The 21276-nt window shown below is 54.4% G+C and carries 12 protein-coding genes; 8 read left to right on the top strand and 4 right to left on the bottom strand.

What is annotated here, in order from left to right:
- On the bottom strand, positions 1 to 573 hold the full coding sequence (locus Q1Y74_RS06540) for a DUF3575 domain-containing protein (protein WP_300813104.1): 573 nt from the start codon (positions 571 to 573) through the stop codon (positions 1 to 3).
- A 255-nt stretch (positions 574 to 828) separates the two neighbouring features.
- Between Q1Y74_RS06540 and Q1Y74_RS06535 the strand changes: the two genes are divergently transcribed.
- Positions 829 to 2433, top strand: a complete 1605-nt coding sequence (locus Q1Y74_RS06535) for a DUF6377 domain-containing protein (RefSeq protein WP_300813102.1) — start codon at positions 829 to 831, stop codon at positions 2431 to 2433.
- Between the two features lie 112 nt (positions 2434 to 2545).
- On the opposite strand, the gene Q1Y74_RS06530 is transcribed toward Q1Y74_RS06535, so the two are convergent.
- Together Q1Y74_RS06530 and Q1Y74_RS06525 are read right to left on the bottom strand one after the other, a co-directional pair.
- Positions 2546 to 3196 (bottom strand): carbohydrate-binding family 9-like protein, encoded by a 651-nt coding sequence (locus Q1Y74_RS06530; RefSeq protein ID WP_300813100.1) that lies wholly within the window; start codon positions 3194 to 3196, stop codon positions 2546 to 2548.
- Between the two features lie 13 nt (positions 3197 to 3209).
- Positions 3210 to 4292, bottom strand: a complete 1083-nt coding sequence (locus tag Q1Y74_RS06525) for an aminoglycoside phosphotransferase family protein (protein ID WP_300813098.1) — start codon at positions 4290 to 4292, stop codon at positions 3210 to 3212.
- A gap of 365 nt (positions 4293 to 4657) precedes the next feature.
- Between Q1Y74_RS06525 and Q1Y74_RS06520 the strand changes: the two genes are divergently transcribed.
- The 7 genes from Q1Y74_RS06520 to Q1Y74_RS06490 all read left to right on the top strand — a co-directional run bounded on the left by Q1Y74_RS06520 (position 4658) and on the right by Q1Y74_RS06490 (position 20512).
- A complete protein-coding gene (locus tag Q1Y74_RS06520; protein ID WP_300813096.1) occupies positions 4658 to 8731 on the top strand; it encodes a two-component regulator propeller domain-containing protein in 4074 nt (1357 codons plus the stop codon).
- 481 nt (positions 8732 to 9212) lie between these two features.
- A complete protein-coding gene (locus Q1Y74_RS06515; protein ID WP_300813094.1) occupies positions 9213 to 10757 on the top strand; it encodes an arylsulfatase in 1545 nt (514 codons plus the stop codon).
- 339 nt (positions 10758 to 11096) lie between these two features.
- Complete coding sequence (locus Q1Y74_RS06510) at positions 11097 to 14261, top strand: TonB-dependent receptor (RefSeq protein ID WP_300813093.1); 3165 nt, start codon at positions 11097 to 11099, stop codon at positions 14259 to 14261.
- 21 nt (positions 14262 to 14282) lie between these two features.
- Complete coding sequence (locus Q1Y74_RS06505; protein ID WP_300813091.1) at positions 14283 to 16025, top strand: RagB/SusD family nutrient uptake outer membrane protein; 1743 nt, start codon at positions 14283 to 14285, stop codon at positions 16023 to 16025.
- A 24-nt stretch (positions 16026 to 16049) separates the two neighbouring features.
- On the top strand, positions 16050 to 17090 hold the full coding sequence (locus tag Q1Y74_RS06500; RefSeq protein WP_300813089.1) for a DUF5017 domain-containing protein: 1041 nt from the start codon (positions 16050 to 16052) through the stop codon (positions 17088 to 17090).
- A gap of 212 nt (positions 17091 to 17302) precedes the next feature.
- Positions 17303 to 19351: a polysaccharide lyase family 8 super-sandwich domain-containing protein gene (locus Q1Y74_RS06495; protein ID WP_300813088.1), complete on the top strand. Its 2049-nt coding sequence runs from the start codon at positions 17303 to 17305 to the stop codon at positions 19349 to 19351.
- A 210-nt stretch (positions 19352 to 19561) separates the two neighbouring features.
- Positions 19562 to 20512, top strand: a complete 951-nt coding sequence (locus Q1Y74_RS06490) for a tRNA-dihydrouridine synthase family protein (RefSeq protein ID WP_300813086.1) — start codon at positions 19562 to 19564, stop codon at positions 20510 to 20512.
- Between the two features lie 179 nt (positions 20513 to 20691).
- On the opposite strand, the gene Q1Y74_RS06485 is transcribed toward Q1Y74_RS06490, so the two are convergent.
- Positions 20692 to 21168 (bottom strand): pyridoxamine 5'-phosphate oxidase family protein, encoded by a 477-nt coding sequence (locus Q1Y74_RS06485; RefSeq protein WP_300813084.1) that lies wholly within the window; start codon positions 21166 to 21168, stop codon positions 20692 to 20694.
- Positions 21169 to 21276: the final 108 nt, after the last annotated feature.

The raw sequence follows: 21276 nt of genomic DNA, 5'->3' as shown, positions 1-21276 counted from the left end.
TTATAGTACATAAATCAGGTTAATGGCGGCCTTGGTGGGGCCTACGTAGTTGCGGTGGGTGTCTTTCTGCGCCTCGCCGCACTGGGCGCACTTGTACTTCTTGTAGTCAATGTACAGGTATCCCACTCCGAGGCTGAACTCCAGGCTCCACTTGCGGTTGAGCATCCAGTGGTAGCCGTAGGAAAGGCCTGCGCCCACGGCCCAGCCCTGGTAGCGGTTCTCCCCGAGCGCGGGGAAGATGCCGAAGGGGAGCTTGACGCCGCCGGCATTGAACTGCCCGCCCAGCGCGTGGATGCCCCAGAAGTGGCTGTTGAAGGTCTCGCAGGGCCAATAGCGGAACTCGGGCTGCAGGAGCCAATGCTTCAGCTTCTTGCTGTCGGAGTATTGCCAGGGCTGGAAACCGCCAGCCAGCGAGAAGGAATGCTTCTTTCCCGTGGCGACCTCCACACTGAGATTGGGCGTCCCGGTAGTCCAATAGAGCAGGTTGGTCTTAAGGACTGCCTGCTGCCCGAAGGCCTCTGCCGACAAGGCGAGGAGCAAGAATAAAAGGAAAAGTGTGCGTTCTCTTTTCATAGTGCTTACGAGCTTGAGTTTGATGCCGCAAAGTTATTTTAGAATCAAAACCGTTTTTGCCGTTATTTTTAAAATATAAATGAAACGAAAAACCATCTGTCTATCTATCAGGCAGATAAATCAAAATGGAATAGGGCAAAAAGTAAATGGAATGTAGAAAGAAGCAGGCCTCAGAAAAGTAATATCAAATAAAATATTTATCTTTGCGACATACCGCAAACAAAACCTTCAAGCTCTTAAGAGATGTACAAGCCTATGAAAACCATCGTATTCCTGATGACCTGCATCATCTTGACATTCATTGCTCCCGCCGCCCACGCTGCGGCCGATGAAGGCAAGATAAAAGAAGCATTGCAGAAACTGGACTCGCTCATCGAAGCCAAGCCCGCCATCCACGCCCGCCAGGAAGCCAAGATTGACAGCCTGCGGAAAGAGGCGGCCCGGGCGGAAGACAAATGGAAAAAGTATTCGCTCTACGGCTCGCTGTTCTATGAGTACCTGCACTACCAGGCGGACTCTTCCTTTTATTATGTCGGAAAGAAAGAAGAAATGCTGCCCCTGCTCAACAATCCGGACTTGCAGAACGAAGTCTTGATAAACCGTGCCGAGGTGTACGGCGTGATGGGGCTGTGCCTGGAGACCCACAACACCCTGAAGGCGGTGGACCACTCCATCATGAGCCCGGGCATGAGGGGGTATTATTACAGCGTCTGCTGCTCGCACTACACCAACATGGCGGAATATGTGGAAGGGCCGTATGGCGGCGACCTGTATGCCCGAAAAGCCAACGAGTACCGGGACTCCATCCTGACCCTGCTGCCCCCCGACACCAACCACGACATCGTGTTCTCCGAAAAACTGCTGCTGACCGAAAAGCCGGGAGAGGTGGCCCGACGACTGGAAAAACTGCTGGCGGAAGCAACGGACACCAAGCCGCGCACCTACCTGCACTATGCCCTGTCCGAAGCCTACTGGATGGAAGGCGACACCACACAGCTCATCTATCACCTGGCACAGACCGCCATCCTGGACCTGCAGTCCGCGGTGCGCGAATATGCGGCCCTGCAAAAGCTGGCGTGGATATTGTATCAGCAAGGGGACATCGAACGGGCCTTCCGCTACGTGGTCTGCTCTGCGGAAGACGCCATCGCCTGCAACGCACGGCTGCGCACGATGGAAAGCGGGAACTTCTATGCCATCATCCATAAAAATTTTGGCAAGATGAAAGAAGAAGCCCACCAAAGGACCCAGCTGCTTTTGATTGTGAGTTTCATTCTGTTCATTCTACTGGCAGTCATAGTGACCGGGCTGGGCTGGTGGACGAAAAAGATGGCGGAAATGAGGGCAGAGCTTGCCACAGCCAACCAAAAGCTGGAAACATCGAACGGAGAACTGGCGCTGACGGGGAAAATCAAGGAAGCCTACATTGCCCATTATCTGGACCGCTGCGTCTATTACCTGGAGCAGATGGAGCAGAACCGCCGCTCGCTGGAGAAGCTGGCCATGTCATCGAAAATAGAGGACCTGTTCAAGGCAATACGCTCCACCGAAACCATCCGCGAGGAACGCAAGAACTTCTATATGGAGTTTGACCGCTCGTTCCTCGAACTGTTCCCCAATTTTGTGGCCGACTTCAACGGCCTGCTTGCCGAAGGCGAGGAAATCAGCCCGAAGCCGGGCGAACTGCTGAGCACGGAACTGCGCATCTTCGCGCTGATAAGGCTGGGCATCGCAGACTCCAACCGCATCGCCCACTTTCTGGGCTACTCCCTGACCACCATCTACAACTACCGCAGCAAGCTGCGCAACAAGGCCAAGGGCGACAAGGAGACTTTCGAGCAACGCGTCATGGAACTTTAAAGCCTCGCCAAACAGTGACGGGCTGCAAGGACGGGGCAAATCAACCCGCCACTTGCAGCCCGTCACTCATACGATGAAAGGGCCGGGACATTGCAGTCCCCTTCTCTTCCCGTCACTCAAACCGCAGTGTGCCGAAGAACTGCGGGCAGTGGAAGTTGGGGGAAGGCAAGTCTATCGGATTCCACGAAAGGAAGTGGGGTGTACGGAGCTTGTCGCCACACTTGTAGAAATTGCCCGTCATGGTCAGTCCGTCCAGCGAGCGGAGGTCGTGCAGGAAGAAGGTGGAACAGGGGACAATCAGGGCCAGCTCCCAACTGCATTCGCCCACGCGCTCCTCGAAGGAGGCGCGGCCCAGCGAAGTCCAGCGCTGCACGCGGTCGAGCACGTCCTGCGGGGCACGCCGGCGGTCCTCGCGTCCGGCACCCGCGCCCACCAGCAGGGTTCCGGCACAGTTACATTCCATATTATAATAGACTCCGTCGGCGGCTGGCACCGAGAAGAACTCCACACAGGCATCTTCCCACACGGGGCCGTTGTCGGCTCCGGCCACGGCACGCACCGAAGCCTCGCTCACCCGGTAGTGGAGCAGGATGGCATCGGACGTATGGGCGGCACGGAAACGCACCTCGGGACGGTAGGGCCACTCGGCCCAATTCACGTTGTCAATGGGCTGGAAGGCCACTCCTTCCTTGTCCAGCAGCGCGGGCACCGCCTCGGCGGAGAGACCCTCCGCCGAGATTTTCTTTATCCACAGTTCTTTCATAACGCAACGTTTTTTATCCCATGCACGAAGCGATGAATTCCTTCATGGCAGGAGTATGCTCCTCCACGCTCTGCAACAACTTGAACTGCGCCTTGGTGCGCACCAGGTTGTGCTCGGGATATTGTATCTTATAATAGGTGTCGCCGTTGATGTAGTCGGCCAGGAAGCGCACGCACTGCATGTAGGGGAAGAGGGCGGCGGCGTAGGGCAGGTTCTCCACCTCGACGGGCAGCAGGAAAGACTTGGCAGACTCCAGATAGCCCTTGGTGAAGGCCTTGAAAATCTCCATGTTGAAGTTGACGTTGTCCAGGTTCTTGTCGTCCTCCAGACCCGTATTGGCGGCGGAGCGCAGGAAGTCTCCGTAGTCGGAGAAGATGAAGCTGGGCATCACGGTGTCGAGGTCGATGACGCAGAGCACGCTGCCGTCCTCGTCGAACATCATGTTGTTCACCTTCGTGTCGCAGTGGCAGACGCGTTTGGGCAATGCGCCCTCACGGTGCAGGCGCTCGGCCTTGCACATTTCTTCGGCACGGCGTTCAATTTCGTCCAGGTAATACTGTACCTCCTTGACACGTCCGGCGGCATCGGCGGCTACGGCGTCCCGCAGCTGCTTCAGACGGAATTCCATGTTGTGGAAGTCGGGAATGGTCTCACCCAGCTTGTCGGGAATATCGGCCAGCATGGCCTGGAAGTTGCCGAATGCGACACCGGCGTAATAAGAATACTCGGGATTGACAGTTTCATAGGTCTTGGCACGGGGAATGAACACCATCACCCGCCAGTAGTTCTCGCCGTCGAACCAATAAGTCTTGCCGTTGTCGGCTTCAATGAAGTGGAGCACTTTGCGCTCAATATCTTTTTCACCTTTCGCCTCCAGTTTCTTGCGGATGTGCCCCGTCACGGCCGAGATGTTGGCCTGAAGCATTTCCACGTTCTGGAAAATGGAGTGGTTGATGCGTTGCAGCACGTAGTCGGGAGTTCCGTCTCCGGTGGCCACCAGATAGGTGTCGTTAATCAGCCCTGAACCCAGAGGCTTGATTTCCTGTACAGAACCTTGAATTTTGAAATGAGATACAATAGATAAAAGGTCTTTCATAGCAAACTACAAAAATTGAAAAGTTAGAAAAATAAAAATGAATCACTTCGGTTTCCGCAGGTCAACCTTGCGCAAAGGTAAGGCCTTTCGACCATACGGGAAAGGCAAATTAGTCCGATACGCTTCCAAAAATATACATTTTAGCGGATATGAGCACAAACAAGGAGGAAATAAACAGATATTTTTGCACAATTTGGGTATTTGTCAGACACTTCGGACGTGTTGTTCTAAAGGCATCCGCACAACCTACCAGCCCTTTAAAGGCTTGCAGAAGGCAAGCAAACGCTGCAAAAAATAGACCTTATCATTTTGTTTTCCATTTTTTATAGTAACTTTGTCAAACAATCCTTTTAAAATAACCTAAAGTGCATAAGTTAACCCTATCCATACTGTTCCTGATATGTCTGGTTTCTGCAACCTTGCAGGGACAAAACATCATATTCAACCATCTGACCACTGACGACGGTCTTTCACAGTTCTCGGTAAACAGCCTCTACATAGACGAGAACGGGATTCTGTGGATAGGTACACGTGAAGGCCTGAACCGCTACAACGGAGAAGACATACAGACGTACAAACTGGAAAAGAACAATCCAAACAGCCTCTTCTGCAACACCATCCTGCGCATTGTCGGCAATCTCGACGGAAAAATCTACCTCCTCTGCACGGACGGGATAGCCGAATTCAACCTTGTTACCCAGAAGTTCACAACCCTGCTGCAAGGAAACATACACAGCATCTATTACAACAACGGGCTTTACATAGGCAAGAAAAACGAAATCTACCATTACAACGAAAAAACCGGCAACTTTGACCTATATTACCAGCTGGCAGGAGCCGGAGTGGAAATATGCTGCATGCACATGGACAAGGAAGCACTATGGATGGGCACCACCACCGACGGCATCTACCGTCTGCAACTGACGGACAAGCAGCTGACGCACCCCATCGAAAAGGGAAACATCACCAGCATCTACCAGGACAGCAGCGGCGACCTGTGGATAGGCAGCTGGAAACACGGGCTGTTCCGCATAAAGCCAGACGGGAGCATGCAGAACTTCCGCTATGACCCCCAGAACCCGCACAGCATTTCGTCAGACTTCGTCAGGGCCTGCTGCGAAGACAATCTGGGGAATATATGGATAGGAACCTTCACCGGACTGAACCGCTACAACAAGTCAACCGGACTCTTCCAGAACCACACGGCTGATGACGTGCTGGCCGACGGACTGACCCACTCTTCCATCTGGTGCATCGTAAAGGACAAGCAGGGAACCCTCTGGCTGGGAACTTACTTCGGAGGCATCAACTACTTCAATCCCGAATACGAAATCTATACGCGCTACAACTACTCGCCCGAAGAAAAAAAGGGACTGAGCAACCCTGTCGTGGGGCGCACCATCGAAGACAAGGAAGGCAATCTGTGGATCGGTACAGAAGGCGGCGGACTGAACTACTACAACCGGCGGACACGGGAATTCAAGTGGTACCGTCCCGGCAGCAATCCGGCCAACAGCATCTCGCACAACAATGTGAAGTCCCTGTACTACGATGAAAAGAACGAAGTGATCTGGATAGGAACACACCTCGGCGGACTGAACAAGCTGGACATACGCAGCGGACGGTTCAGCCACTACCGCATGGAAGAAAACAATCCGGAATCGCTGCCTTCGGACATTGTGCGAGACATCATCCCCTACGGCAGGCTACTGATTATAGCCACGCAGAACGGCGTATGCCTGTTTGACCCCGACACGGGAAAATGCCGACAGCTCTTCAAGGACAGCAACGAAGGCCGAAAAATCAGGATGGTGGCCGACGTCGTGTTTGACCGGAACGGCACCCTCTGGATTGCCGCCACGGGCGAGGGCGTGTTCAGCTACCGCTTTGACACCCGCAAGCTGACCAACTACCGCTACGACCCCAAGAACCCGCACAGCCTCAGCAACAACAACGTAAACAACATTACACAGGACAGCAAAGGCAACCTCTGGTTCTCCACTTCGGGAAGCGGACTGGACCGCTACCGTCCCGGAAGCGATGACTTCGAGAACTTTGACCACGCCAAGAACGGGCTGGCCAGCGACTGCATCTACGAATGCAAGGAATCGCCCGTCAGCGGCAAGCTGCTGATGATTACCAACCAGGGATTCTCCATCTTCGACTACAAGAAGCAGACTTTCCAGAACTACAGCACCGAAAACGGCTTTCCGCTGACGGCCGTCAACGAAAACGCGCTCTGCGTCACCAGCGACGGTGAAATCTACCTGGGAGGAACCCAGGGCATGATTTCGTTCCACGAAATGGAACTGAACTTCACGCCCAAACCTTACAAAATCATCCTTTCGCGCCTCATCGTGAACGGCAAGGAGATACAGGCGGGAGACGAATCGGGCATCCTGCAGAACTCGCTGTGCCATACCAAAGAGATTACCCTCAATGCCGACCAGAACATGTTCAGCATCGAGTTTGCCACCTCCAACTACATCCCCGCCAACAAGGACGACATCATCTACAAACTGGAAGGCTTTTCGCAAGACTGGAACAGTACGCGCGGACTGCACACCATCACCTACACCAACCTGAACGCCGGAACCTACCACCTGCTTATCAAACCCGAAGGGAAGGACGCGAGCATCTGTCCGCAGATAGAACTGACCATACACATCCTGCCGCCCTACTACAAGACGCCACTGGCCTATCTGACCTACCTCACCGTACTCGGGGTACTGCTCTGGTACCTCATACGCACTTACAAGTCCAGAATCAAGCTGCGCGAATCGCTGAAATACGAACAGAAACACATCAAGGACGTCGAAGCCCTGAACCAGTCCAAACTGCGCTTCTTCACCAACATCTCGCACGAATTCCGCACGCCGCTGACGCTCATTGTGGCACAGGTGGAAACACTGTTGCAGGTACAGAGCTTTACGCCGACCATATATAATAAGGTATTGAGCATCTACAAAAACAGCATACAACTGCGCGAACTGATAACCGAACTGCTCGACTTCCGCAAGCAGGAACAGGGACACATGAAAATAAAGGTCAGCCCGCACAACATCGTGAAGTTCCTGTACGAGAACTTCCTGCTGTTCCAGGAATATGCCACCGTCAAGCAAATTGAGCTCAGTTTTGAAAAGGAAACAGACAGCCTGGAAGTATGGTACGACCAGAAGCAGATGCAGAAAGTGGTGAACAACCTGCTTTCCAATGCCATGAAGCACACCCAGGCCAAAGACAGCATCACCCTAAGCATCCGAACGGAAGGGAACAACGCCGTCATCCGCGTGACCGATACCGGAAGCGGAATTGACGCCAAGGAAGTGGACAAGATATTCGACCGCTTCTACCAGACGGAAACGCCCGAACCGGGCTACAACCAGGGAGGCACCGGCATCGGACTGGCCCTGACCAAAGGCATCGTGGAACTGCACCACGGCACCATCCGCGTAGAAAGCGAGCTCGGAAAGGGAAGCTGCTTCATCGTCAGCCTGCCGCTGGGCAACATGCACTTCACAGAAGAGCAAATCTGCCGCCAGAACGAAAGCATGGAACAGGTGGAAATTGCCCATCCCGAGATGGAGGGCCTTGCGACCCCAGAACCGGAGGAAGAAAACGCCCCGCTCAGACAACTGCCGGAAAGCAAAATGCTGATTGTGGAGGACAACGACTCCATCCGCGAGATGCTGGCCAACATATTCAAACCCTATTACCACGTTCTGACAGCCGCCGACGGCGCAGAGGGACTGGAAACCGTACGCCGGGAGATGCCCAACATCGTTGTCAGCGACGTCGTCATGCCGCGCATGTCGGGCACCGAACTGTGCAAACAGATTAAAGGAGACTTCAACACGTGCCACATTCCCGTGGTGCTGCTCACCGCACGCACGGCCATCGAGCAGAACATCGAAGGCCTGCGCATCGGAGCAGACGACTACATCACCAAGCCCTTCAACACGAACCTGCTGATATCGCGCTGCAACAACCTCGTGAACTCGCGCATCATACTCCAGGAGAAATTCAGCAAGCAGCCCCAGGCATCCGCACAGATGCTGGCCACCAACCCGATAGACAAGGAATTGCTGGACCGTGCCATGGAAATCATAGAAAAGCACCTGGACGATACGGAATTCAACGTGAACGTCTTTGCCCGCGAAATGGGCATGGCACGCACCAACCTGTTTGCCAAGCTGAAAGCCATCACCGGACAAACGCCGAACGACTTCCTGCTGACCATACGCCTGAAGAAGGGCGCGCTCATGCTGCGCAACAATCCGGAACTGAACATTACGGAAATATCCGAACGCATCGGGTTCAGTTCGGCGCGCTACTTCGCCAAATGCTTCAAAGACGTCTACCACATCAGCCCGCTGGCCTATCGCAAAGGGGAAGAAGGCAAAGAGGAAGAAGAGGCGTGGGACGACGGCAAAGAGTAAAGCCGCCCGCCCCACGGCCGGACCCGCCGCCAGAGCCATGCAGGAACCCGGGAAACGGCCGGCGGACCGCACCCGGATGATTCCCGCCTCCAGCCTCGAAAGCCGGCGCCCGGACCGTGCCTGCATCGTCCGCACACCGTGCAAGCATCGTCCGTACACCATGCAAGCATCGTCCGTACACCGTGCAAGCATCGTCCGCACACCGTGCAAGCATCCCGCAAGCGGAGCACAGCCCCTGCCGGCTGCGCCCCGCCGATGCGGTGCCTCCGGGCTGCCGGACCGGTGCCGTCACAGCGCGGCAATGGCCCGCCCCCACAGCCCGGCCGGATTCACCTTAAACACTGGTTTACAGATGTACAAATAGTCCATGGAAGCTCCATAATAGGCAGTCTGTACATTTTCACCCATCTTCTGTACAACATTATACGCCCGCACACCCGGCATACGCCTACTTTTGCGGCGTAAACTAATACTCAGAACAATGAAAAATTTCTCCTACCTCGTAACGCTGCTTCCTGGAGCCTTTCTTTTAAGCAACTGCGGCAACAAAGCCCCCAAAGGGAACGACAACCCGACCGGACAAAAGCCCAACGTCATCTATCTGATTACCGACGACCTCGGCATCGGCGACCTGAGCTGTTACGGCGCCACGAAAGTGAACACCCCGAACATTGACCGCCTGGCCGGACAAGGAATGCAGTTCACCAACGCCTATGCCACCTCCTCGACCAGTACACCCTCGCGTTTCGGACTGCTGACCGGCATGTATCCGTGGAGGCAGGAGAACACCGGCATCGCCCCCGGCAACTCCGAGCTGATTATCGACACGGCCCGCGTCACCATGGCCGACATGTTCAAGGCCGAAGGCTATGCGACCGGAGCGGTCGGGAAATGGCACCTGGGACTGGGTCCCAAGGGAGGCACCGACTTCAACACCCTGATAAAGCCCAACACACAGGACATCGGGTTCGACTACGAGTTCATCATCCCCGCCACCGTAGACCGGGTGCCCTGCGTGTTCGTTGAAAACGGACGCGTGGTCAACCTCGACCCCAACGACCCGATTACCGTCAGCTACGACCACAAGGTAGGCGACTGGCCCACCGGACTGGAAAACCCCGAACTGGTAAAGATGAAACCCAGCCAGGGACACAACAACACCATCATCAACGGAATTCCCCGCATCGGCTGGATGACAGGCGGCAAATCGGCCCTCTGGGTAGACGAGGACATTGCCGACAACATCACCGGCAAGGCCAAGGATTTCATCATCGCCCATAAGGACGAACCGTTCTTCCTCTATATGGGCACCCAGGACGTCCACGTGCCCCGCGTACCCCATCCCCGCTTTGCCGGAAAGAGCGGCCTCGGCCCCCGCGGCGACGTTATCCTGCAGCTCGACTGGACGGTGGGCGAAATCATGCACACGCTGGACAGCCTGAACCTGGCCGACAACACCATCTTCGTGTTCTGCAGCGACAACGGTCCCGTCATCGACGACGGCTACCAGGACCAGGCCTTCGAGCTGCTGAACGGACACACGCCCATGAAGCACTACCGCGGCGGCAAATACAGCGCCTACGAAGCCGGCACCCGCATTCCGTTCATCGTGCGCTGGCCGGCCGGCATCAAGCCCGGCAAGCAGCAGGCCCTGTTCTCCATGATTGACGTCTATGCATCGTTTGCCAGACTGCTGGGCTACGAGATTCCCGCAGGAGCGGCACCCGACAGCCGCGACTGCCTCGACACGTTCCTGGGAGCCGACACCGTAGGCTGCGACTACATCGTACAGCAGAACCTCCACAACACGTTGTCCATCATACAGAAGGAATGGAAATACATAGAGCCGAGCGACAAGCCGGCCTACGAGTACTGGACAAAAATGGAGCTGGGCAACACACCCGAACCCCAACTGTACGACATCGCCCAGGACCCTTCGGAAAAAGAGAACGTGGCCAAAGAACATCCGGAAAAGGTAAAGGAACTTGCCGCCCTGCTGGAGAAAATAAAGAACAGGAAGGAATAATCGCATGCCATGCGGAACCCTCCTCCATGAACAGGCAGCGCACAAGCGCGGAGGAGGGCATGCGCATGACAATCCCGTACAAAACATGCAGCAAAAGCATCCGGGAGCGGGCAAAGTACGAAATCGGACAAAAAGCGGACAATAACAACCATGCGCAACAGCATTGCCACGCTACATTTGCGAAGTCATTTTGACGCCGGCGGAAACGAAGCCCGCAGGGCAGACAGTTCCGGCAACAGACAACAGACGAGTTTCGCCCGCCCCTTGCCGCAACCCCCGCTTCCGCTGCTGTCTATACTTATGAATCATATTTTATCATTAACTAATTAAATTAATATTATGAGACAAAAAGTAACCTTAATGCTACTGGCAATTTTGTTCAGCTTGGGTCTGCAAGCTCAGACAGGTGGTCAGGTTACAGGTAAAGTTATCGATGCCATGGGAGAACTCCCCGGTGTAAGCGTTGTGATCAAAGGTACCAGCAACGGAACCATCACCGACCTCAACGGCCAGTTCACACTGCCGAATGTAAAGCCTACCGATGTCCTTGTATTTTCTTTCATCGGATATAAGACACAGGAAGTGACGGTGGGCAGCCAAAAAGAATTTTCCATCTCGATGGTAGAAGACACACAGACATTGGACGAAGTGGTTGTGGTCGGCTATCAGGAAGTGCGCAAACGCGACCTGACAGGTTCGGTCGGCGAAGCCAACATGAAAGACCTGCTGAACACCCCCGTAGCCTCTTTCGACCAGGCATTGGGCGGCCGCATCGCCGGAGTAAACGTATCATCGGGCGAAGGCATGCCGGGTGCCACCATGAACATCACCATCCGCGGCAACAACTCTCTGACACAAGACAACACACCTCTATATATCATCGACGGCTTCCCGATGGAAGATGCCGATGCCGGCAGCTCCATCAACCCGAGCGATATTGAGTCAATCAACATCCTGAAAGACGCGTCGGCAACCGCCATCTACGGTTCGCGCGGTGCCAACGGTGTTGTCATCATCACCACCAAGCAAGGCAAGACCGGACGTGCCCAAATCTCGTACGACGGCAGCTTCGGTGTATCCAACGCGACCAAGACCATCGAAATGATGGATGCGTATGAATTCGTAAAGCTGCAGAACGAAATAGACCCCACCGGCATTTCAAGCACCTACTTTATGAACTACAACGGCAAGCAGTGGGGACTGGAAGACTACCGCAACATTGCCCAGAACAACTACCAGGATGAAGTCTTCCGCACAGCCTGGCAGCAGAGCCACAACGTACGCCTGGCCGGCGGCTCGGAAGGCATCCGTTACAGCGCCTCCGTTTCCTACTACGACCAGGAGGGTATCCTGCTCAATACAGACTACGAGCGCCTGCAATCGCGACTGAATACGACCATCAAGCGCGACAAGCTCACCATCAGCCTGAACAGCAACTACTCGCGCTCCATCCAGACCGGCAACTCTCCTTCCGAGACCTCCTATTCCGGTATGAACAACCTCTTCTACAGCGTTTGGGGCTACCGCCCGGTCAACCGTCCCAACGGAACGCTGGACGATTTGCTGAACAACGTGCTGGACGACGAACTGGATTCTTCAAACGACTACCGCTTCAACCCGATTGCCGACCTGAAGAACGCCTACAAGAAATATTACGTCAACAACCTGCAGATTAACGGATACGTACAGTACGAAATCCTCAAGGGGCTGAAGCTGAAAGTTTCGGGCGGCTATACTTACGACAACCGTCACACCGACACCTTCAACAACTCGATGACACGCTACGGCGGCCCGACCTCGACCGACAAGGTCAATGCCGAAATCATACGCCAGGAACGCCTGACGTGGCTGAACGAAAACATCCTGACCTACCAGACCAACTGGAAGAACAAACACTTCCTGAACGTGCTGGGCGGTGTCACCCTGCAGAACTCCGACTACGAGTATTATTCGTACCGCACCAAGAACATCCCCAACGAGTCACTGGGCATGGCAGGTATGGACCAAGGCGTATTCGACCGCTCCACTTCGCTCAAGTCGTCCTGGTCAATGCTCTCTTACCTCGCCAACTTCAACTACAACTATGACAACAAATACTACGTGACCGGTTCGTTCCGTACCGACGGTTCCTCCAAATTCTCCAAGAAGAACCGCTATGGCTACTTCCCCTCAGTTGCAGTGGCATGGAGCTTCACTGAAGAGAAGTTCATGGAGAAGGCCAAGTCCGTACTCTCAAACGGCAAGCTGCGTCTGAGCTGGGGTCTCAGCGGCAATAACCGCATCGGCGAATACGACCGCTTTGCCCTGCTGGACATGATCAAGTCGCACGTAAGCAACGCCGACCTCCCCAACACGGTCTATCCGTTCGACAACAACAACAGCAATGCCGGCATGGCACCCACTTCGCTGCCCAACAATGACCTGAAATGGGAAACGACCGAACAGTGGAACCTGGGTGTTGACCTGGGATTCTTCAACGACCGCATCAACTTCACGGCCGACGTTTACCGCAAGACCACACGCGACCTGCTGCTGGACGCCACCCTCCCCTACTCGTCGGGCTACGTATCGGCCATGAAAAACATCGGTAAAGTGCGCAACGACGGTATCGAGCTGACACTGAACACGGTCAACATTGACAAGAAGAACTTCAAGTGGAGCACCAATTTCAACATCGCTTTCAACAAGAACAAGGTTCTTGAACTGACCGAAGGCCAGACCGCCCTGCTGAGCACCGCCCAGTTCGACCAGAACTTCAACAGCCAGCCCAACTACATCGCCAAGGTCGGCTACCCCATGGGCATGATTTACGGTTATATTTATGAAGGAACTTACAAGTACGACGATTTCAACAAATCCGGCAATACCTACACGCTGAAAGACAACATCCCTCACTATACCAGTGAGAGCAACACACAGCCCGGTATGCCCAGATACAAGGATTTGAACGGCGACGGCATCATTGACTCCAACGACCGTACCATGATTGGGCGCGGCTTGCCCATCCACACAGGCGGTTTCACCAACAACTTCGAGTACAAGAACTTCGACCTGAGCATCTTCTTCCAATGGTCATACGGCAACGACATCCTGAACGCCAACCGCCTGTTCTTTGAAAGCGGCTTCCAGAAGAAGAAAGAGCTGAACCAGTTTGCAACCTATGCAGACCGTTGGACACCCGAGAACTCGTCGAGCGACATACCCGCCGCCACCAACTCCAGCTCGAACCTCGTGATTTCATCGCGCGTAGTGGAAGACGGCTCGTTCCTGCGCCTGAAGACAGTCACACTGGGCTACACCGTGCCCAAGACATTCCTGAGCAAGTACAAAATAGAGAATGCACGCCTCTATGTGGCAGCCTCCAATCTCTGGACCCTGAGCAACTATTCCGGTTACGACCCCGAAGTATCTGTCCGCAGTACTTCCGCCCTGACTCCCGGACTTGACTTCTCGTCCTATCCGCGGGCGCTTACTGTCAATTTTGGTATCAACTTAAGTTTCTAATATCGTAAATACTCCAATTATATGAAATCTCTTAAAAATACTATATTAGGCCTTTGTGCAATGTTAGCGGTGAGCTCATGCGATTTCCTCGAGAAAGAGCCATACCAATTGTCACCGGAAAACTATTTCAACAACGAAAGCGAAGTGGCCTCATTCCTGACCTCGGTGTACGCCCCGCTGGCCTCGCAGAACTTCTATGGCAACTACTACATGGACTTGAATGCCGGCGACGACCTGTCACACTACGGCGGAGGACGCAACCCTGCCACCAACGGCACCATTGCCTGCAACAACGCCAACTCCAGCTCGCCCTATTTCAGCTATCTGTGGATTACACTTTACAGCGGAATTGACCGCGCCTGCATGTTGCTTGAGAATATCGATGCCACACCAGACCTCGACGAAACGGTTCGCGAGCAATACCGTGCCGAAGCCCGCTTCCTGCGCGCCTTCTATTACTTCACGCTGGTACAGGGCTGGGGAGACGTTCCCTTCAGAACCACTGCGACCAACAGCGTCAACAACCTGGAAATAGCACGTACGGACAAGGAAACCATCTATAACTTCATCGTTACCGAGATGGCCGAGTGTGCCGAACACCTGAAATCCGCATCAGACCTGAGCTACCGCCCCGGACGCATCTCCAAGTCAGCGGCATGGGGCATCCTGGCACGTGTTTACCTGTTCCGAGCCGGCGAACACTTCCGCGACAACATGAGCGGAGATGCCACTGCCATCAAGGAATGTTTCCGTCAGGCAGACGTTTATGCACAAAAGGTACTGAATGAAGGACACAGCCTGGCACCGAACTATTGGGACGTATTCATCGACATGTGCTCCGACCAATACAACACCACCGCCAACGAAAGCATCTGGGAAGTGGAATTCGCAGGTAACTATACAGACGAAGTAAGAGCCGAGGGACGTATCGGAAACTTGATTGGCATCAAATGTCCGGACCAGTCCAACGAGACAAGCGCAATCGGTGCAAGCGACCCCGGCTTCGGCTATGCCTTCTATTGGTCGACCCCGAAACTCTACGATTTGTATGAGGCCAACGGCGACAAGGAACGTTTCTATTGGAATCTGGCCCCCTTCGAATACACCGAGCTGACCAAAGGAAAGGGCGTTACCGGCCGTCAGTTTGAAAGCGGAACGCTGGAAGAACTGAAAGGGCAATACTGGTGGAACCAGTCGTACATCTACGGCGAAAGCACCGCCGACAAGGTTGGCGACTATGAACGCGCTGCCTCTTCTGTCATACGCAAATCGCGTGCCTGCGGAAAATACCGCCGCGAATACGAATCACAGGACATCAAGAAGAACAAGAACTTTACGAGCATCAACTTCCCCGTACTCCGCTACTCTGATGTCCTGCTGATGGTTGCCGAAGCCGAAAACGAAGTAAACAACGGCCCGACGTCGCTCGCCTATGAGTGCATCAACCAGGTCCGTGAACGCGCCGGCATCCAGCCGCTGGAAGCAGGCATGGGCGTTGACGAATTCCGCCAGGCAGTCAAGGACGAACGCGCCATGGAACTCTGTTTCGAATACACTCGCCGCTACGACCTCATCCGCTGGGGAGAATATGTGAAGAACATGAATGCACTGGCCTCCCTGGCTCAACAAGGAGGAACATGGAATGGAGGCAACACATACAGCGTCTGGACCTACTTCCAGATAACGGATGCCTACAACTATTTCCCCATTCCCGACAGCGAAATATCTGTCAACAGCCAGGTAACTCAGAATCCGGGATGGTAATATCAATCTTTAAACACACTAATCATGAAAATCATGAAACTGAACAGAATATTTACTATCATTTCCGTGGTGGGACTTGCCCTTTCATCGTGTGAAAGCGAGCTTACCGCAGATGCGCAACTCGGTGTAAACGTTGCGACCAGCGAGAATGCCACCTTCGATGGCCAGACTATAACTGTAAAGGCAGGAACTCCTGTAGAATTTCAATTCAGCGGAGAAGCCGATTTCCTGACGTTCTTCAGTGGCGAATCCGGCGCTCAATACCGTTATAAAGACCGTACAGAAGTGGACCTCAACGAAATCTCAAGTTCACGCTTGCAGTTCAGCCTGCAAGCACAATATGGAAAGCCAGCCAACATCATGCAGATTCTGATTTCGGATACCTTCGAAGGACTGGCAACCAACGACTTCAAGGCAGACTCCGTTTTGGTAGAAACACACGAATGGCAGACACTCATCCCGCAAGATGAGTTGCCCAAAACGGCGACAACAATATCCTACGATGTCGACATGACTCCCTATTTGGGAAAACGCATAGCCATCGCATTGCGCTACGAAGGCATTGACAACTCCGCCGTCCAGTCCCGTTTCCAGTTCAACAACATGGCCATTGTGAACACACTGACAAACGGACTTGTAACCAACTTCTCGGCATCCTCATTCGGCTTCACGGCACTGAACATGTACTATACGCATCCCGACGTACTGAACGCGACAGGAATCAGCGGAAGCAGAGTCAACACGATAAAAGGAAAGCCCTACGGAACAGCTACAAACAATACATCCGGCGTATGGAATCTGTCCGACACCAATGCTTTCTTCATCCACAGCAGCCCGGCCGATACCCCGCTCATGTATGCGTGGCTGGTGTCCAGCTTGATTGTGCCCAACGGATGTACTCCCGATTCAGGAACCGGCATCAAGAACATTTCCCAGCGTCTGGACTCCTACACCTATACCTATGCCACGCCGGGAACATATACCGCTACTTTTGTAGCAACCAACGGGAACTACAAGCATGAATCACAGGTTGTCAAAGAATATACTGTAGTAGTGACTGAATAATGCCGGGCAACGAATATCTGCGGAACCACAGGCTGTAACGCCATTACCTCCCCGACGTTCCGCAGGTATCTCTATAAAGAAAAAAACGTAAGACAAGAAATAGCACAAGACTTCTGACCTTAATCAGAAAATGTACCTTAATCATTTTGGGCAGGGAGGAACCGTGAGGCTTTCTCCCTGCATTTGTTTCACCCATTTAACCCTCTGAGAAAATGACCTTTTCAACTTCCATCAAAACGATATGCCTGCTCGTCTGCTGCCTGGTCTGTACTGCCGGTACGAGAGCTTCCGACTTTGAGACCATCTATCAGCGCATGTACGAAAAATATCTGAGCAAGAACCCGTCAAAAGACACGGTAGAGGGACTGCTGAAACTCATGTCGCCCGAAGGCTCCTTTGTCACCCTCAACTACCGGGCCACAGACGGAAGTCCGCGAAAACACGTGCAGAACCTCATCACACTGGCCTGCGCCTACCAGCATCCGCAAAACGCCTACTATCACAAAAGCGAAGTGAAGGAGGCCTATCTGAAAGCACTCAATTTCTGGGTAGACACCAACCACCAGGCCAAGAACTGGTGGTATCGCTTCATTCCCTATCCCAAGGAACTGTCTGCCAGCGTTATACTCATGAGCAAGGAAATCAGGCAGGACAAGACACTGTTCGACAAGACCATCAAGTACCTGCGCTGGAGTTACGAGAACGCCAACCCCTCGCACATGACCGGAGCCAACGGCGCCGACATCATCATGGGCTCGCTGGCTGCAAATGTCCTGACCGAGAACGACGCCCAGATGAAAGACTTCCAGGCCAAGATGAACCAGCTGCTCACCATACAGCCCGTCGAAGGCATCCAGCCCGACTACCTCTTCGCGCAGCACTGCGGCAACGGACGCCAGCTCTACTTCACCAGCTACGGCAAGGAATTTGTCAACTCCATGCTCTCCTACCTGGAGTTCTGCAAAGACACCCAATACCAGAGCACAGGTGTAGAACTGCTCCAACGGCTCTTCTGCGACGGCGTGCAATGGGTGTTCTTCAGCAAGCAGCACGACCCCAACAACGCCGGACGCTTCATCAGTTCCAACCAGTATGCAGGCGCCGTCAAAGACCTGGCCGAACGTGTCTACAAACTGAGCAGTCCCGAGACCAAAGAAGCCTCCAAAGTGGCCTTGCAACACATTGCCGGAGACAACAGCCTGGAAGGTAACCGCATGTTCTGGCGCTTTGACTACATGATTAACCGCCGCAAGCACTACATGGCAAGCAGCCGCATGACCTCCACCCGCACCGTGGGCAACGAGGCCGGAAACGGCGACGGAAACTTCAACTACTACGCTTCCAACGGCGTCAACTACCTCTTCGTCACCGGACGCGAATACGACCGCGACTTCTTCAAACGCTTCAACAACCGCCAGTATCCCGGCATCACCGCCGAACAAGGCAACAAACCGCTGCCCATACCCGAATGGGGAGAAGAAGGCGGAAACGGAAACAATTTTGCCGGAGGCGTCAGCGACAGCATCTACGGAGCGTGCGGCATGATGCTGGACCGCCACGGGCTGAAAGCCAACAAGGCATGGTTCTACTTCGACAACGAATACGTATGCCTGGGCAGCGGCATCAACAATCCCGACGGAAAGGACGAAGTGCTGACCACCGTCAACCAGTGCAACGCCGACGGAAAAGTGAGCTATGCACAGAACGGAAAAATCTCCACGCTGAAAGGAACGCAGCAACTGAACGGACTTGAATGGGCACTGCACGGACAAGTGGGCTACTTCAACCTCGACCCGCAGGCTGCCTGCCGCCTCTCCGACGAGAAGGGGCTGTTCAGCCTGACCATAGACCACGGCACACGCCCCCAGGCTGGAAACTATGCCTACCTGGTATATCCGGGCATGAAGAAAGCCGCCGATGCCAAGCAATACGCCCAGGACATCCCCGTGCAGATTCTTGCCAACACCGAAAAGGTGCAGGCCGTGCGCCACAAGACACTGGGCATCACCGAAGTCATCTTCTACCAGCCGGGAGAACTCAAGCTGGAAAACGGAGACGTCATCCGCACGGACCAGCCCTGCGCCCTGCTGTGGAACGAAGGGACGCAGAAAGTCAGCGTAGCCAATCCGCGCTGCGAGTCCGTAAACCCGGAAACCATCCGAATCAGCCTGACACGCGGCGGAAAGACCACCGACCTCCCGTTCGCAATGCCGCAGCAGGAAATGTCGGGAAGAAGCGTAACCCAATCGGCCGACCTGTAATCCTGCCCAGACCGGAAGCGGAAGGCAGCTCACGTGACAACCGCAGGAGGAAGACTGCCACCATCCGCCAAATTTAAGACAAAGACAACCGCAGATTTCCGCAAAAACTCCTAACTTTGCGCAAATCTGCGGTCTGTTTTTTCAGGCAGGCTTCGGCCGCCGGAAAGCCCCAGTTGAATTCAAATATCCAATATGCAACCCAGACAGAGTATGAACCATCCGTTGCCCATCCTTTTTGCTCCCTTGCAGGGCTACACCGACGCCATCTACCGCCAGGCACACGCCCGCTTCTTCGGCGGAGTAGAAAACTATTACACCCCTTTCGTCCGCGTGGAGCACGGCGAGATACGCCGCAAGGACGTGCGCGAACTGGAGCCCGAAAACAACCGAGGCGTCAGCCTTGTCCCCCAGCTCATTGCCCCGGACGTGGACAGGCTGGAGCAGATTATGACACTGCTCACGGAGAAAGGGTTCAAGGATGTGGACATCAATCTGGGCTGCCCCTTTCCCACCCTGGCCAAACGTCACAACGGCGCCGGCATGCTCCCCTACCCCGACGAAGTCAGCCGACTGCTCACGGTGGCCGTAGAGAAGTACCCCGACGTGCGGTTCTCCGTCAAGATGCGCCTCGGCTGGGAGAACCCCGAAGAGAGCCTCGCCCTGCTGCCCCTGCTCAACAGTCTGCCGCTGGCACACATCATCATGCACCCACGGCTGGGCAGACAGCAATACAAGGGGCAGACAGATATGGACGGATTTACCGCCTTCTACGAAGGATGCAGCCACCCCCTGTACTACAACGGCGACCTGCTGACGACGGAGGACATACGCAACGTGGCCGCACGCTTTCCGCGCCTGACGGGCGTCATGATAGGACGCGGACTGCTGGCCAATCCGGCCCTGGCCGTAGAATACCAGCACGGCACACCGCTCTCCGCCCAAGAAATGAAAGAAAAGGTACGCGCCATGCACGCCGACGTGTTCACCCGCTATGCCGACCAGCTTCAGGGCGGCGACCTGCAAGTGCTCACCAAGATGAAAACCTTCTGGGAATACCTGCTGCCCGAGGCCGACCGCAAGGCCAGGAAAGCCATACACAAAGCCAACAAACTGGCCACCTATCAGGCGGCCGTGGACAACCTGTTCGGAAGGAGCATATAAACGGTGGTTCAGACTGGTACCCGCCGCGCAACACTGCGACCGGTACCATGCCATCCGTACGAACAATACAGCCTACTGGCCGGAGCGTTCCCTCTGACGGCATTCTCCATGCAGACAAATGGGGGCATATCCATCAGGACACGCCCCCATTTTGTCAGGTTTCCATTATTCACAAACCATCATACCTCGCTGGGTCTCAGCCCAAATGATTTGCAAGTCATTTCTTCCACCTTCACCGCCCACACCTTGACGTTGCGTACGGCGGGGTCGGAGAATCCGCATTCGTTGTCCGTGTAGTGCTTCATCAGCAGGCCGAGGATGCGGCGCTTCTCGTCCATGTCCTCAATGAAACTCACCCGTCCGCGGCACATCACACTGCGGCTCTTCATGCTGTACGAGCAGGCCATCTGCCGGTGCATGTACACCAGTTCGTGTCCGTCGCAAAAGCTGATGCACACCTGCGGATGCCTTTCCAGCATCTCCAGTTTGCTGCCCGTAGGGCCTGAGTGCAGGTAAACCACGCCGTCTTCATAGGCAAAGTTCATAGGAATAACGTAGGGGTTGCCCTCCTGGTCGGTGATGCCCACCGTACAATAAGGGCAGCTGAGGATGATGGACTCTATCTCTTTCGGGTCGGTAATAAAGATTGTTTTCATGTTTTCTGTTAATTAGTAAATATTCACTCGCTCAGTATCCTGACCTCCCCCGTCACTCCACCAGCGCAAAGTCCAGCTGCTTTTTCTCCAGGTTGGCACGGGCCACCT

This window comes from uncultured Bacteroides sp. (genome assembly GCF_949298305.1).
GTDB lineage: Bacteria > Bacteroidota > Bacteroidia > Bacteroidales > Bacteroidaceae > Bacteroides.
Note: the sequence above shows the minus strand (reverse complement) of the source record. Positions and strands in the feature narration are given on the sequence as shown.